This is a genomic window from Streptomyces sp. NPDC014889 (genome assembly GCF_043081205.1).
In the GTDB taxonomy this organism is placed as follows: Bacteria; Actinomycetota; Actinomycetes; order Streptomycetales; family Streptomycetaceae; genus Streptomyces.
Genome location: NZ_JBIBWH010000001.1, coordinates 366,461 through 381,257 on the forward strand (window position 1 = coordinate 366,461; position 14,797 = coordinate 381,257).

12 protein-coding genes are annotated in these 14,797 nt (G+C 72.1%); 11 read left to right on the top strand and 1 reads right to left on the bottom strand.

All coding sequences use genetic code 11. From position 1 onward, the window contains the following. Positions 1-156: 156 nt before the first annotated feature. The 6 genes from ftsZ (at position 157) to ACF09J_RS01690 (ending at position 5,171) form a co-directional block, all read left to right on the top strand. A complete protein-coding gene (gene ftsZ / locus ACF09J_RS01665; protein WP_392303363.1) occupies positions 157-1,368 on the top strand; it encodes a cell division protein FtsZ in 1,212 nt (403 codons plus the stop codon). Beyond that, positions 1,365-2,093: a peptidoglycan editing factor PgeF gene (gene pgeF, locus ACF09J_RS01670; RefSeq protein WP_392303364.1), complete on the top strand. Its 729-nt coding sequence runs from the start codon at positions 1,365-1,367 to the stop codon at positions 2,091-2,093. The genes ftsZ and pgeF overlap by 4 nt, the downstream gene beginning before the upstream one ends. A gap of 6 nt (positions 2,094-2,099) precedes the next feature. Continuing rightward, a complete protein-coding gene (locus tag ACF09J_RS01675; RefSeq protein ID WP_392303365.1) occupies positions 2,100-2,819 on the top strand; it encodes a YggS family pyridoxal phosphate-dependent enzyme in 720 nt (239 codons plus the stop codon). A gap of 127 nt (positions 2,820-2,946) precedes the next feature. Next, positions 2,947-3,588 carry a cell division protein SepF gene (locus ACF09J_RS01680; RefSeq protein WP_358731196.1) on the top strand — a complete coding sequence of 214 codons (642 nt, stop codon included), beginning with the start codon at positions 2,947-2,949 and terminating at the stop codon, positions 3,586-3,588. 52 nt (positions 3,589-3,640) lie between these two features. Beyond that, complete coding sequence (locus tag ACF09J_RS01685) at positions 3,641-3,931, top strand: YggT family protein (RefSeq protein WP_100569619.1); 291 nt, start codon at positions 3,641-3,643, stop codon at positions 3,929-3,931. A 52-nt stretch (positions 3,932-3,983) separates the two neighbouring features. Further along, positions 3,984-5,171 (top strand): DivIVA domain-containing protein, encoded by a 1,188-nt coding sequence (locus ACF09J_RS01690; RefSeq protein WP_392303366.1) that lies wholly within the window; start codon positions 3,984-3,986, stop codon positions 5,169-5,171. A gap of 273 nt (positions 5,172-5,444) precedes the next feature. Here ACF09J_RS01690 and ileS read toward each other — a convergent pair whose 3' ends face one another. Beyond that, positions 5,445-8,585, bottom strand: coding sequence for an isoleucine--tRNA ligase (gene ileS, locus ACF09J_RS01695; RefSeq protein ID WP_392303367.1), 3,141 nt, complete (start codon positions 8,583-8,585; stop codon positions 5,445-5,447). 1,277 nt (positions 8,586-9,862) lie between these two features. Between ileS and ACF09J_RS01700 the strand changes: the two genes are divergently transcribed. The 5 genes from ACF09J_RS01700 (at position 9,863) to ACF09J_RS01720 (ending at position 14,766) form a co-directional block, all read left to right on the top strand. Next, positions 9,863-10,867 (top strand): TraR/DksA family transcriptional regulator, encoded by a 1,005-nt coding sequence (locus ACF09J_RS01700; protein ID WP_392303634.1) that lies wholly within the window; start codon positions 9,863-9,865, stop codon positions 10,865-10,867. A 61-nt stretch (positions 10,868-10,928) separates the two neighbouring features. Further along, the gene (lspA, locus tag ACF09J_RS01705; protein ID WP_392303368.1) at positions 10,929-11,642 is read left to right on the top strand and encodes a signal peptidase II; all 714 of its coding nucleotides are present in this window, start codon (positions 10,929-10,931) and stop codon (positions 11,640-11,642) included. Positions 11,643-11,684: 42 nt separating this feature from the next. Further along, a complete protein-coding gene (locus ACF09J_RS01710; RefSeq protein ID WP_392303369.1) occupies positions 11,685-12,629 on the top strand; it encodes an RluA family pseudouridine synthase in 945 nt (314 codons plus the stop codon). Then, positions 12,626-13,093, top strand: coding sequence for a GNAT family N-acetyltransferase (locus tag ACF09J_RS01715; RefSeq protein ID WP_392303370.1), 468 nt, complete (start codon positions 12,626-12,628; stop codon positions 13,091-13,093). The genes ACF09J_RS01710 and ACF09J_RS01715 overlap by 4 nt, the downstream gene beginning before the upstream one ends. A gap of 86 nt (positions 13,094-13,179) precedes the next feature. After that, positions 13,180-14,766 carry a Na+/H+ antiporter gene (locus tag ACF09J_RS01720; protein WP_392303371.1) on the top strand — a complete coding sequence of 529 codons (1,587 nt, stop codon included), beginning with the start codon at positions 13,180-13,182 and terminating at the stop codon, positions 14,764-14,766. The last annotated feature ends 31 nt before the right edge of the window (positions 14,767-14,797 follow it).

The window sequence follows — 14,797 nt, forward strand, 5'->3', positions numbered from 1 at the left end:
TGTTCCGAAGACTTCAGGGAACAGACACACTGGTAACCCTAAACTTCAGGGTTAGGGTTCGGGTCGGCGTTCGGACCGTCCCATTCGGCATCAGTCGTCGGATCGCGGCAGGACCGCGAGAGGGCGACACGTAACTCGAGGCGAGAGGCCTTCGACGTGGCAGCACCGCAGAACTACCTCGCAGTCATCAAAGTCATCGGTGTCGGCGGCGGTGGTGTCAATGCCATCAACCGGATGATCGAGGTCGGTCTCAAGGGCGTCGAGTTCATCGCCATCAACACCGACGCCCAGGCGCTGTTGATGAGCGACGCCGACGTCAAGCTCGATGTCGGCCGCGAACTCACCCGCGGACTCGGCGCCGGGGCCAACCCGGCCGTCGGCCGCAAGGCCGCGGAGGACCACCGCGAGGAGATCGAGGAGGTCCTCAAGGGGGCCGACATGGTCTTCGTGACGGCCGGTGAGGGTGGCGGCACCGGTACCGGCGGCGCGCCCGTCGTGGCCAACATCGCCCGCTCGCTGGGTGCCCTCACCATCGGCGTGGTCACGCGCCCGTTCACCTTCGAGGGGCGGCGCCGCGCGAACCAGGCCGAGGACGGCATCGCCGAGCTCCGCGAAGAGGTCGACACCCTCATCGTCATTCCCAACGACCGGCTGCTGTCCATCTCGGACCGCCAGGTCAGCGTGCTCGACGCGTTCAAGTCCGCGGACCAGGTGCTGCTGTCCGGTGTGCAGGGCATCACCGACCTGATCACCACCCCCGGCCTGATCAACCTCGACTTCGCCGACGTCAAGTCCGTCATGTCCGAGGCCGGCTCGGCGCTCATGGGCATCGGCTCGGCCCGCGGCGACGACCGCGCGGTGGCCGCGGCCGAGATGGCGATCTCCTCCCCGCTCCTCGAAGCCTCCATCGACGGCGCCCGCGGCGTCCTCCTGTCCATCTCCGGCGGCAGCGACCTCGGTCTGTTCGAGATCAACGAGGCCGCCCAGCTCGTCAGCGAGGCGGCGCACCCCGAGGCCAACATCATCTTCGGCGCGGTGATCGACGACGCCCTCGGCGACGAGGTCCGGGTCACCGTGATCGCGGCCGGCTTCGACGGCGGCCAGCCTCCGGCCCGCCGGGACAACGTCCTCGGCTCGGCCTCCACCCCGCCCCCGGCCCGCCGCGAGGAGCCGGCCCCGGTGCGTCAGCCCGAGAGCCGCCCGACCTTCGGCTCGCTCGGCAGCGTGACGCCGAAGGAGGAGCCGGAGCCCGTCGCCCCCGAGCCGGTGCAGGACCTGCCGCCCGTGGCCCCGCCCGTCACCCCGTCGCCGCGCAGCTACTCCGACAGCGCGGCCGAGGAGCTGGACGTACCGGACTTCCTCAAGTGATAGGTCGGCGCGACTCCGTGAGCGGCGCGCACTTCGCCTTCACCGACCGGTGGGGCGGGGTGAGCGCCGTTCCGTACGAGGAGCTCAACCTCGGCGGCGCGGTCGGCGACGACCCCGGCGCGGTACGCGCCAACCGCGACCTGGCCGCCACCTCGCTCGGACTGGACCCGGACCGGGTGGTCTGGATGAACCAGGTGCACGGCAACGACATCGCCGAGGTCGACGGGCCGTGGACCACGCGGCTCACCCCGCCGGTCGACGGACTGGTGACCGCGACCCGCCGTCTCGCCCTCGCCGTGCTCACCGCCGACTGCGTTCCGGTGCTGCTGGCCGACCCGGTCGCCGGTGTCGTCGCCGCCGTCCACGCCGGGCGGCCCGGCATGGTCAAGGGGGTCGTCCCGGCCGCGGTCGACGCGATGGAATCGCTCGGCGCCCGGCCCGACCGCATCACCGCCCGCACCGGACCCGCCGTGTGCGGCCGGTGCTACGAGGTGCCGGAGGACCTGCGCGCCGAGGTGGCCGCGATCGAGCCGGCGGCGTACGCCGAGACGAGTTGGGGCACGCCGGCCGTCGATGTGAGCGCCGGCGTGCACGCGCAGCTCGAACGTCTCGGGGTGCACGACCGGGAGCAGTCGCCGGTGTGCACGCGGGAGTCGGTTGATCACTTCTCGTACCGCCGCGACCGCACCACCGGTCGGCTCGCGGGCTATGTCTGGCTGGACTGATGGGGCATGACGGACCGTAGGAACGAACTCGCCGGAAACCTGGCGAAGGTGGAGCGGCGTATCGCCGCCGCGTGCGCGGCCGCCGGCCGGGCGCGGGAGGAGGTGACCCTCATCGTGGTCACCAAGACGTACCCGGCGTCGGATGTGCGGATCCTGTCGGAACTCGGTGTGCGGCACACCGCCGAGAACCGGGACCAGGAGGCGGCGCCCAAGGCGGCCGAGTGTGCTGATCTGTCCCTGACGTGGCATTTTGTTGGTCAACTTCAGACCAATAAAGTGCGATCTGTGGTCGGTTACGCCGATGTCGTCCAGTCGATCGACCGTTCCCGGCTCGTCACCGCGCTCTCCAGGGAGGCCGTGCGGGCGGAGCGCGAGGTCGGCTGTCTCATCCAGGTGGCGCTGGACGCCGGGGAGGGCGGACGCGGGGAGCGGGGAGGCGTGGGGCCCGGCGGAATCGAAGAGTTGGCCGACCTCGTCGCCCGCTCCGAGGGGCTGCGCCTCGACGGACTGATGACCGTCGCCCCGCTGACCGGGGAGTACGCCGGCCGGCAACAGGCGGCGTTCGAGCGCCTCATGGATTTGTCGACCGACCTGCGCGCGGCCCATCCGGCTGCCACCATGGTCTCGGCAGGGATGAGCGGGGACCTCGAACAGGCCGTGGCCGCCGGGGCGACACATGTGCGCGTCGGCAGCGCGGTACTCGGAGTCCGCCCCAGGCTCGGGTAACGTCGCCAAGAAGTCGGACCACAGCAGAAAATATGGTCAATATCGCCCAACGGGGCGCAACGACCTCGTGGATCGCGGGCACTTGGCGGTCGTCAGCGGATCCACCACAGAGCGGAGGACTCAGAGCATGGCCGGCGCGATGCGCAAGATGGCGGTCTACCTCGGCCTCGTGGAGGACGATGGGTACGACGGCCGGGGATTCGACCCCGATGACGACTTCGAACCCGAGCTGGACCCGGAACCCGAGCGCGACCGCCGGCGGCACGAACCGCCGCACCAGTCGCATGGGGCGCATCAGCCCCAAAGGGATGAACCGGTGCGAGTGGCGCAGCCTCCGGCGCCCCGCGAACCGGTGTCGCATTCCGCTTCGCTCCCGGCGGAATCCGGGCGCCCGGCGCGCATCGCGCCCGTGGCGTCCATCACACAAGACCGCGCAAGCCTGGAGAAGAACGCACCGGTGATCATGCCCAAGGTTGTGTCGGAACGAGAGCCGTACCGGATCACCACACTTCACCCCCGGACCTACAACGAGGCCCGTACCATCGGGGAACACTTCCGTGAGGGCACCCCGGTGATCATGAATCTGACTGAGATGGATGACACAGACGCGAAGCGACTTGTCGACTTTGCCGCCGGTTTGGTGTTTGGTCTTCACGGCAGTATCGAGCGGGTGACGCAGAAGGTGTTCCTGTTGTCGCCTGCTAACGTCGATGTCACGGCGGAGGACAAGGCCCGCATCGCAGAGGGCGGGTTCTTCAACCAGAGCTGAGACGCACCACCGTAGAACCGGCACGGAACAGGGGAGAGGGAAGCACCGAATCATGCGTGTGGCCATGGAGGTTCTCTACATCGCGCTGACGGTGTTCCTCATTGTGCTGATCTTCCGGCTGGTCATGGACTATGTGTTCCAGTTCGCCCGCTCGTGGCAACCCGGCAAGGCGATGGTGGTCGTTCTGGAGGCCACCTACACTGTCACCGATCCACCGCTGAAGCTTCTGCGGCGGTTCATCCCGCCGCTGCGTCTCGGGGGCGTGGCGCTCGACCTGTCCTTCTTCGTACTGATGATCATCGTCTACATCCTGATCTACTTCGTGGGGAACCTCGCGACGTGACTGTGGACGATACGGTCTTGCCGACTGCCGATGACTACGTTGAGGTGAAGAGATGCCGTTGACCCCCGAGGACGTGCGGAACAAGCAGTTCACGACCGTCCGCCTCCGAGAAGGCTATGACGAGGACGAGGTCGATGCCTTCCTCGACGAGGTCGAAGCCGAGCTGACCCGACTGCTCCGCGAGAACGAGGACCTGCGGGCCAAGCTGGCCGCGGCCACGCGCGCTGCTGCCCAGAACCAGCAGAACATGCGCAAGCCTCCGGAGGACCAGCAGCCACCGCATCCTCAGCAGCAGGGCATGCGAGGTCCCGGCGCGCCTGTGCCCGCCGGGATATCGGGCCCGCCGCAGCAGCAGATGGGCGGCCCCATGGGTGGCCCGCCCCAGCTGCCCAGCGGTGCCCCGCAGCTGCCGGCCGGTCCGGGCGGTCAGGGTCCGCAGGGTCCCGGCGGTCCTGGCCCCGGCCCGATGGGTCCCGGCCCGATGGGCCAGGGTCCCGGCCCGATGCAGGGTCAGATGCAGGGTCAGATGCAGGCCCCGATGCAGGGCCAGATGGGTCCCGGCCCGATGGGCCAGGGTCCTGGTCCGATGGGCGGCCCCGGTCCCATGGGCGGCCCCGGCGGCCCGATGGGTCAGGGTCCCGGCGGCGACAGCGCCGCGCGCGTCCTGTCGCTGGCCCAGCAGACCGCCGACCAGGCGATCGCCGAGGCGCGGTCCGAGGCCAACAAGATCGTCGGCGAGGCGCGTTCGCGTGCCGAGGGTCTGGAGCGTGACGCCCGTGCCAAGGCCGACGCCCTGGAGCGGGACGCGCAGGAGAAGCACCGCGTCGCGATGGGCTCCCTGGAGTCCGCCCGCGCCACGCTGGAGCGCAAGGTCGAGGACCTGCGCGGCTTCGAGCGCGAGTACCGCACGCGTCTGAAGTCGTACCTGGAGTCGCAGCTGCGCCAGCTGGAGACCCAGGCCGACGACTCCCTCGCCCCGCCGCGCACCCCCGCGGCCGCGTCCCTGCCGCCGTCCCCGGCGCCCTCCATGGCCCCGGCCGGTGCGAGCGCCCCGTCCTACGGCGGCGGCCAGCCGATGGGCGGTGCGCCCGGCCCGTCCGGTCCTTCCTACGGCGGTCAGCAGCAGATGGCCCCGGCGATGACCCAGCCGATGGCCCCGGTGCGTCCTCAGGGTCCGGCCCCGATGGGTCAGGCGCCGTCGCCGATGCGCGGCTTCCTGATCGACGAGGACGACAACTGAGGGAACCTTGACGGGTTCTGATGACTAGGCGTCGGCAGCCTGAGAGAACGGCCCCGGAGGGACACCCTCCGGGGCCGTTCCCGTATGCGCGGGCGGCGCACCTGCCGCACCTTCACCCAGGGCGGGGGAGCCCCGCGGCGCCCGGCCGACCGGGCCGCGGTCCGGGAGCGCGCCTTCTGGGGCTCAAATGGCGCGGGGAGCCCTCCGGCTTGTGGCCGGTGAGCTCCCCGTCGGGGTGGGGGAGCGACGCCCTCGGGCGCCGTCCCCCGGTGGTCATGCCTTGCGGAGGCGGAAGGCCAGGGACAGGCCCTCGTCGGTGAAGGGGGCGCCGTAGGAGGTGTCCGCCTCGCCCTGGGCGAAGTCCGTGGCCAGGACCTCATCGGCGATCAGCGACGCGTGCTCGCTCAGGGCGGCGATGGTCGCCGGGTCCGTCGCGGTCCAGCGCAGCGCGATCCGGTCGGCCACGTCGAGGCCGCTGTTCTTGCGGGCCTCCTGGATCAGCCGGATCGCGTCCCGGGCCAGCCCTGCCCGGCGCAGCTCCTCCGTGATCTCCAGGTCCAGGGCGACCGTGGCACCGGAGTCGGACGCCACCGACCAGCCCTCGCGTGGAGTCTCAGTGATGATCACCTCGTCCGGCGCGAGCGTCACCGTCTCGCCGTCGACCTCCACCGACGCCGTGCCCTCGCGCAGCGCCAGCGACAGCGCCGCCGCGTCGGCGCCCGCGACGGCCTTGGCGACGTCCTGCACCCGCTTGCCGAACCGCTTGCCCAGCGCACGGAAGTTGGCCTTGGCGGTGGTGTCCACCAGGGAGCCGCCGACCTCGCTCAGCGACGCCAGCGAGGAGACGTTCAGCTCCTCCGTGATCTGCGCGTGCAGCTCCCGGTCCAGGGACTCGAAGCCCGCCGCCGCGACCAGGGCCCGGGACAGCGGCTGGCGGGTCTTGACGCCCGACTCCGCGCGCGTGGCACGGCCCAGCTCCACCAGGCGCCGCACCAGCACCATCTGCTTCGAGAGCTCCGGGTCGATCGCCGTGAGGTCCGCCTCCGGCCAGGTGGCCAGGTGCACCGACTCCGGGGCGCCCGGGGTCACCGGCACGACCAGGTCCTGCCAGACCCGCTCGGTGATGAACGGGGTGATCGGCGCCATCAGCCGGGTCACCGTCTCCAGCACCTCGTGCAGCGTGCGCAGCGCGGCCTTGTCGCCCTGCCAGAACCGGCGGCGGGAGCGGCGGACGTACCAGTTCGACAGGTCGTCGACGAACGCCGAGAGCAGCTTGCCGGCACGCTGGGTGTCGTACGCCTCCAGAGCCTGCGTGACCTGGTCGGTCAGTGCGTGCAGCTCACTGAGCAGCCAGCGGTCGAGCAGCGGGCGGTCGGCCGGGGCCGGGTCCGCCCCGGTGGGCGCCCAGGCCGACGTACGGGCGTACAGGGCCTGGAAGGCGACCGTGTTCCAGTAGGTCAGCAGGGTCTTGCGGACGACCTCCTGGATGGTCCCGTGGCCGACCCTGCGGGCCGCCCACGGCGAGCCGCCGGCCGCCATGAACCAGCGCACCGCGTCCGCGCCGTGCTGGTCCATGAGCGGGATCGGCTGGAGGATGTTGCCCAGGTGCTTCGACATCTTCCGGCCGTCCTCGGCGAGGATGTGGCCCAGGCACACGACGTTCTCGTACGAGGACTTGTCGAAGACCAGCGTGCCGACCGCCATCAGCGTGTAGAACCAGCCGCGGGTCTGGTCGATCGCCTCGGAGATGAACTGCGCCGGGTACCGGCTCTCGAACAGCTCCTTGTTCTTGTACGGGTAGCCCCACTGCGCGAACGGCATCGAACCCGAGTCGTACCAGGCGTCGATCACCTCGGGCACGCGCGTGGCCGTCTTCTCGCACTGCGGGCACGGGAAGGCGACGTCGTCGATGAACGGGCGGTGCGGGTCGAGCTCCGACTGGTCGGCGCCGGTCAGGGCGGTCAGCTCGGCGCGGGAGCCGACACAGGTGAGGTGGCCGTCCTCGCAGCGCCAGATCGGCAGCGGGGTGCCCCAGTAGCGGTTGCGGGACAGCGCCCAGTCGATGTTGTTGTTCAGCCAGTCGCCGTACCGGCCGTGCTTGACGCTCGAAGGGAACCAGTTGGTCTTCTCGTTCTCCTCGAGCAGCCGGTCCTTGATCGCGGTGGTGCGGATGTACCAGGACGGCTGCGCGTAGTACAGCAGCGCGGTGTGGCAGCGCCAGCAGTGCGGGTAGCTGTGCTCGTACGGCACGTGCCTGAACAGCAGGCCGCGCTCGCCGAGGTCCTCGGTGAGCCGCTCGTCCGCCTTCTTGAAGAAGACGCCGCCGACCAGCGGGACGTCCTCCTCGAACGTGCCGTCCGGGCGCACGGGGTTGACCACCGGCAGGCCGTAGGCGCGGCAGACCCTCAGGTCGTCCTCACCGAAGGCGGGGGACTGGTGGACCAGACCCGTGCCGTCCTCGGTGGTGACGTACTCCGCGTTGACCACGTAGTGCGCCGGCTCCGTGAACTGCACCAGCTCGAACGGGCGTTGGTACGTCCAGCGCTCCATCTCGGCGCCGGTGAAGCTCTCGCCCGTGGTCTCCCAGCCCTCGCCGAGCGCCTTGCCGACCAGCGGTTCGGCGACGACGAGCCTCTCCTCGCCGTTGGTCGCGACCACGTAGGTGACCTCGGGGTGCGCGGCGACCGCGGTGTTGGACACCAGGGTCCACGGGGTCGTCGTCCACACCAGGAGCGAGGCCTGGCCGGCCAGCGGGCCGGAGGTGAGCGGGAAGCGGACGTAGACGGACGGGTCGACGACCGTCTCGTAGCCCTGGGCCAGCTCGTGGTCCGACAGGCCGGTGCCGCAGCGCGGGCACCAGGGGGCGACGCGGTGGTCCTGGACCAGCAGGCCCTTGTTGAAGATCTCCTTCAGCGACCACCACACGGACTCGATGTACTCGGGCTCCATGGTCACGTACGCCTCGTCGAGGTCGACCCAGTAGCCCATGCGGGTCGTGAGCTCGGAGAACGCGTCGGTGTGGCGGAGCACGGACTCACGGCACTTGTCGTTGAACTCGGCGATGCCGTACGCCTCGATGTCCTTCTTGCCGCTGAAGCCGAGCTCCTTCTCGACCGCCAGCTCCACCGGCAGGCCGTGGCAGTCCCAGCCGGCCTTGCGGCCCACGTGGTAGCCGCGCATGGTGCGGAAGCGGGGGAAGACGTCCTTGAAGACGCGTGCCTCGATGTGGTGGGCGCCCGGCATGCCGTTGGCGGTGGGCGGGCCCTCGTAGAACACCCACTCGGGGCGGCCCTCGGACTGCTCCAGGCTCTTGGCGAAGATCTTCTGCTCGCGCCAGAAGTCGAGCACGGCGTGCTCGAGGGCGGGCAGGTCGACCTGCGCGGGCACCTGGCGGTACTGCGGCTGCGTATTCAACGAGCTTCCTCCGGCGGATGTGCTGCCTTCCGTCGGAGGGACGAGAGCCTTTGTGCTGTCCACGCCGTGTGCGGCGCGCTCCCGCGGTACCACCCTCCTTGGCCCACCGGTGCGCCGTACGCTCCGACGAGCCCCCTCATTGAGGTCGCGATGCCGGTTCTACCGGCCCCTGGCTCGGTGCTGGGGCTTTCTTCCGGCGGCTCCGGGGTGATCTTCACGTCGCGCTCGCCCCCGGGCTCACACCGTCCCCGGGTCGCTTCGGGCTGCGTACGCCGCTACTCGTCCCCATCCACGCTTTTCGCTCCGCCCAGTGTACGGCGCTCCGGCGACCGGGGCCGACCCGATTTCCGGACCGGCGGCGACCGGGTTTTCCGCAGCGGCGGTGACCCGGTTGGCGCGGCGCTCCCGTCCGGATCGTAGGACGTGCGGCTGGTCGGATTACGTGGCGGCGAGCTGGGCACAACGCATGCATGCCGGCCGCGCGATCCGCGCGAGGCGGGCGAATCGGGCGGCGTGCCCCGTTGCCGCGGGACTCGAGTCGATTTATCGTCCCAGCACGATTCGCGAGCAAGATCACAATATGTGAAGGGGTCGCGGCCATGGTGGCGAAGCAGACCGCCGAGCAGTCGGCGTCCGGCAGGTCCCGGGGCACCGGCCGCGATGCCGCCGGCGGCGCGGCCGGGAAGACCACCCGAGCGGCGGCCGGGGCAGCAGGCACGGCCGCGAAGGAGGCGGTGGCCATGAAGGAGCGGGTCACGCCGGAGCAGGCGCAGACGGCCAGGGCCGCGACGGCGGCGGGACGCGGGCGTGGGGGCCCGACGGCCAGGAGGAACACGGCCGGGCGCGCCGGGCGGAGGCAGGCCGAGGAGGAACCGGCCGCCGCCGAGGAGAGGACGGCGGCGCACCGGGAGCCGGCAGCGCCGGCTCCCGCGAAGAGCCCGCGGAAGACGGCGGCGAAGAAGCCGGCGGCGGGCAAGGCCGCGCCGGGAAGGCGTCCCGCCGCCGAGGAGCCCCGCTCCAGGGGCGCCACGACGAGGAAGTCCCCGAGCAGGCGGACCACGCCGGAAAAGCCCCCCGTCGAGCCGATGCCCGCGGAAGGCCCGGACGCGGGGGAGAAGACCACCGAGAGCCCCGCGGCGGCGGAGGCCGCCGGCAGGGGCGCCGCTACCGGCCGGACGGCCGCGAGGAAGGCCGCCGCCGAGCGGCGGCCGGGTACGGGGAAGGCGGCTACCGCCGGCGGTGAGAGGTCCGCCGGGACGGCGGCCCACGGGCGTGGCGTGGGCAAGGACGCCGATGCCGCGCCGGAGGCCGCGGAGAAGCACCCCGCGGGCGGGGAAGCGGGCGCCCGCGCGGCGGCCGGGCGTGCCGCGGTCGGGGCGCACGGGGGCAGGCAGGCCGGTGGCGATGGCGCGGGTGCCCCCGGCGCCGCCGCCGAGAAGCCGGGCGCCCGGAGCACGGCCGGGAAGGAGGCCGCCCGGAAGGTGGGCGGCAAGGGCGCTCGCGGTGCGGTGGTCACTGCCGGCGGGGGCGCGGCCGCCGGGGACGAGCGGGCCGGCCGGCAGGGTGGCGGTGACGGGGCGGGGGCGGGCGCCGACGGTGCCGTCGTCGAGGAGGCGGGGACCCGGAAGGCCGGCCGTAAAGGGCGCGCGGGGACGGTGCCCGACCGGGGCGGCGGGGCGGGGGACGGGGACAGTGTGGGGCATGTTGTGGCTCCTGGTGTCTCCGGTGCTGGTGCGGGCAGGAAGAGGACGGCCAAGAAGGCGGGCGCGGCGCGGGCCGCGAAGCAGACGGGAGCCACGACAGTGGTTGCGAAGAAGACCCCTGGCACGGCCGCGGCGGCCAAGACCGCCGTGCCCAAGGCACGCATCGCCGCGGCGGTGGACCCGGGCGACCTCCCGGTGCGCCCGGGCGAGGATCCCTGGACCCTCGAGGAGGTCTCGGAGGCCCGCGCGGAACTGGAGTCCGAGATGGAGCGGCTGAGCACCGAGATCACCTCGTCCGAGGAGTCCCTCGCGGGCCTGATGCGGGACTCGGGCGACGGCGCGGGCGACGACGAGGCGGACACCGGCAGCAAGAACATCACGCGCGAGCACGAGATGGCGCTGGCCGCCAACGCGCGCGAGATGCTCACCCAGACCGAGCGGGCCCTGCAACGGCTCGACGCGGGCACCTACGGCCTGTGCGAGAACTGCGGCAATCCCATCGGCAAGGCCCGCATGCAGGCTTTCCCGCGGGCCACCCTGTGCGTGGAGTGCAAGCAGAAGCAGGAACGCCGGTACTGAACCGGGTGCGAGGCGTGCCGTAGTCTCGTCCTCAGTCAGGCACCTAGGTCAAGGGACTCACGTGGCAGAGGCGGAGCGCATCATCGGTACGCCGGACACTCCGGGGGCGGCGGGAGCGGGGCGGCAGCGACCCGGAGGGGACGCCGCCCCGGGCGGCCCGTCCGGCGCCGAAGGGACCCAGGCCCCGGCCGGCGGGCCCGGCACCGGCGGCACGGCGGCGGGCCGGGACGGGACGAGCGGGACGCCGGCCGGCGCGGACGGACGGGGCTCCGCCGCCGAGCGGCCCCGCGGCCGGCGCCGTATCGCCGTGCTGTTCACGGTCGCGGTCATCGCCTACGCCCTCGACCTGGCCAGCAAGATGCTCGTGGTCGCCAAGCTGGAGCACCGCCCGCCGATCCGGCTCATCGGCGACTGGCTGCAACTGGAGGCGATCCGCAACGCGGGCGCCGCCTTCGGCTTCGGCGAGGCCTTCACCGTGATCTTCACGGTCATCGCGGCCGCCGTGATCGTGGTGATCGCCCGCCTCGCGCGCAAGCTGTACAGCCTGCCCTGGGCCATCGCGCTCGGCCTGCTGCTCGGCGGCGCGCTGGGCAACCTCACCGACCGGCTCTTCCGCGCGCCGGGCGTCTTCGAGGGCGCCGTCGTCGACTTCATCTCGCCCAAGCACTTCGCCGTGTTCAACCTCGCGGACTCGGCGATCGTGTGCGGCGGCATCCTGATCGTGCTGCTCTCCTTCCGCGGCCTCGACCCGGACGGGACCGTCCACAAGGACTGAGCCCGGGACGGGACCGCCGGACCGGTCCGGCATACTCGACGGGTGAGCACGCTTCCCGAGATCCGTACCCTGCCCGTGCCCGAAGGCCTGGAGGGCGAGCGCGTCGACGCCGCCATCTCCCGGATGTTCGGCTTCTCCCGTACGAAGGCGGCGGAACTGGCCGCCGCGGGCAAGGTGCTGGTCGACGGCACGGTGGCCGGCAAGTCCGAGCGGGTGCACGGCGGCGCCTGGCTCGAGGTCGAGATGCCGCAGGCACCCGCGCCCGTGCAGGTGGTCGCCGAGCCGGTCGAGGGCATGGAGATCGTGCACGACGACGACGACGTGGTCGTGATCGTCAAGCCGGTCGGCGTCGCCGCGCACCCCAGCCCCGGCTGGTCCGGCCCGACCGTGATCGGCGGCCTCGCGGCGGCCGGCTACCGCATCTCCACCTCCGGCGCCGCCGAGCGCCAGGGCATCGTGCACCGCCTCGACGTCGGCACCTCCGGCCTGATGGTGGTCGCCAAGTCCGAGTACGCGTACACGTCGCTCAAGCGCCAGTTCAAGGAGCGCACGGTCGACAAGCGCTACCACACCCTGGTCCAGGGCCACCCCGACCCGACCAGCGGCACCATCGACGCGCCCATCGGCCGGCACCCGAACCACGACTACAAGTGGGCGGTCACCGCCGACGGCAAGCCGTCCGTCACGCACTACGACCTGATCGAGGCCTTCCGGGCCGCCTCCCTGCTCGACGTCAAGCTGGAGACCGGGCGCACCCACCAGATCCGCGTCCACATGGCCGCCCACCGCCACCCCTGCGTCGGCGACCTCACCTACGGCGCCGACCCCACCCTCGCCAAGCGGCTGAGGCTGACCCGCCAGTGGCTGCACGCGGTCCGGCTCGGCTTCGAGCACCCCGGCGACGGCCAGTGGGCGGAGTTCTCCAGCGACTATCCCGAGGACCTCCAGGAGGCCCTGGACCAGGTCCGCGAGGAGACGTACGCATGACCTCGCCGTACGAGGTGCGGGTCGCCGACGACCCCGCCGACCGCGAGGCCTGCTTCGCGGTGCGCAAGGAGGTCTTCGTCGTCGAGCAGGGCGTCCCGCAGGACATCGAGTACGACGAGTACGACGCCGTCGCCGTGCACGTGCTGGCGGTCCGCGAGGACGGCGTGCCGCTCGGCACCGGACGGCTGCTGTACGGCGCGGAGGCCGCCGAGAAGACCGGCGGCGACCCGGCGCTCGGCTCCCTGGGGCGGCTCGCCGTCACCGGGGACGCCCGCGGTCTCGGCGTCGGCGCGGCCCTGGTGCGCGCCATCGAGGACGCGGCACGCGCGCGTGGCCTCACGGCGGTGGACCTGCACGCGCAGAGCCACGCGCTCGGCTTCTACGAGCGGCTGGGGTACACGGCGTACGGGCCGGAGTTCCCCGACGCGGGCATCCCGCACCGCGCGATGCGGCGCGCGCTGTAGCCCGCGTCCGAAACCGCCGGTGAGCGGGGCGGCATGGCAGGCTTGAAACCTGTCGTGTGAACGTCCGACGTCCCGGAGCGCTGAGCGTGGATCAGTTGGCCCTGCTGTTCGTCGTGTTGCTGGGGGCCGTGATCAGCGTCCCGGTCGGCGAGCGGTTCGGGCTGCCCTCGCCGGTCCTGATGACGCTGCTCGGGATCGGCCTCGCCGTGCTCGACTTCGTGCCCAACGTCGACATCCCGCCCGCCCTGATCCTGCCGGCCCTGCTGCCGCCGCTGCTCTACGCCGCCGTACGGCGCACCTCCTGGCGGCAGTTCACCGCGCACAAACGGCCGATCTTCCTGCTGGCCGTGGCGCTGGTGTTCGTCACCACCTTCTGTGTCGCCCTCGTCTCGCACGCCATCGTGCCGGGGCTGTCCGTCGCCGCCGCCGTGGCCCTGGGCGCGCTGGTCGCGCCGCCCGACCCGGTGGCGGCGACCGCGGTGGCCGGGCAGCTCGGGCTGCCGCGCCGCCTGGTGTCGATCCTGGAGGGCGAGGGGCTGTTCAACGACGTCACCGCCATCGTCCTCTACCACGTGGCCATCGCCGCCGCCGTCAGCGGGGAGTTCTCGGCCTGGCGGGCCGGGCTCGACCTGGTGCTGTCCGCGGTGGTGGCGGTGGCCATGGGCATGCTGCTCGGCTGGGGCACGAACAAGGTGCTGGACCTGCTGGGGGACCCGACCCTGCAGATCGGGCTGACGCTGCTCGTGCCGTACGCCTCCTACGTGCTGGCCGAGGAGCTGCACGGCTCCGGCGTCCTCGCCGTGCTCACCACCGCGCTGTTCCTGGCCGAGTACGCCTCCGACGCCGACGACGTGCTGACCCGGCTGGCCGGGCACACCGTCTGGGACGTCGTGGACACGCTCGTCACCGGGGTCGCGTTCGGGCTGATCGGCCTCGAACTGCACAACGCGCTGCGCACCGCCTCGGGACGGTGGGGCGAGCTGCTGGGCTGGGCGGGCGTGGTCGTGGGTGTGGTGGTGCTCGTACGGCTGGTGTGGCTGCTGCCGGCCACCTGGCTCACCAGACGGCTGCACGCGCGGCGGGACTACGAGGAGGACATCCCCATGACCTGGCGGGAGACCGTCGTCATGTGGTGGTCCGGGATGCGCGGCGTGGCCTCGGTGGCGCTCGCCCTGGCCATTCCGCTGAAGACGGACGGCGGCGGGCCCTTCCCCGACCGGGACGAGATCGTGTTCATCGCCTTCGGGGTGATCATGGCGACGCTGGTGCTTCAGGGGCTCACGCTGCCGTGGCTGGTCAAACGGCTGGGGGTGCGGGCGGACACCGAACGGGAGAAGGAGTTCGAGGAGGAGCTGGCGGCGCGGGCGGCGCGGGCGGCGAGGCGGCGGCTGCGTGAGATCGAGGCGGTCGAGGAACTGCCGGAGGAACTGTCGGAGCAGATGCTGCGGCGGGCCTTCGACATCGGGCTGCGGATCAGCCCTCAGTGGGGCGAGGAGGAGCGCAGGGAGGGCCACGACAAGCGCGTACGGCGGCTGAGGCGGCTGCGGCGGATCCAGAGCGAGATGCTGAGCGCGGCGCGGCACGAGGTGCTGGCGGCGCGCAGGGAGCCGGGGGCCGATCCGGAGATCGTGGACCGGGTACTGCGCCACCTGGACGTACGCAGTCTGCGGTGAGCCGCGCTCGGCGTCCGGGACCGGCAGGCGC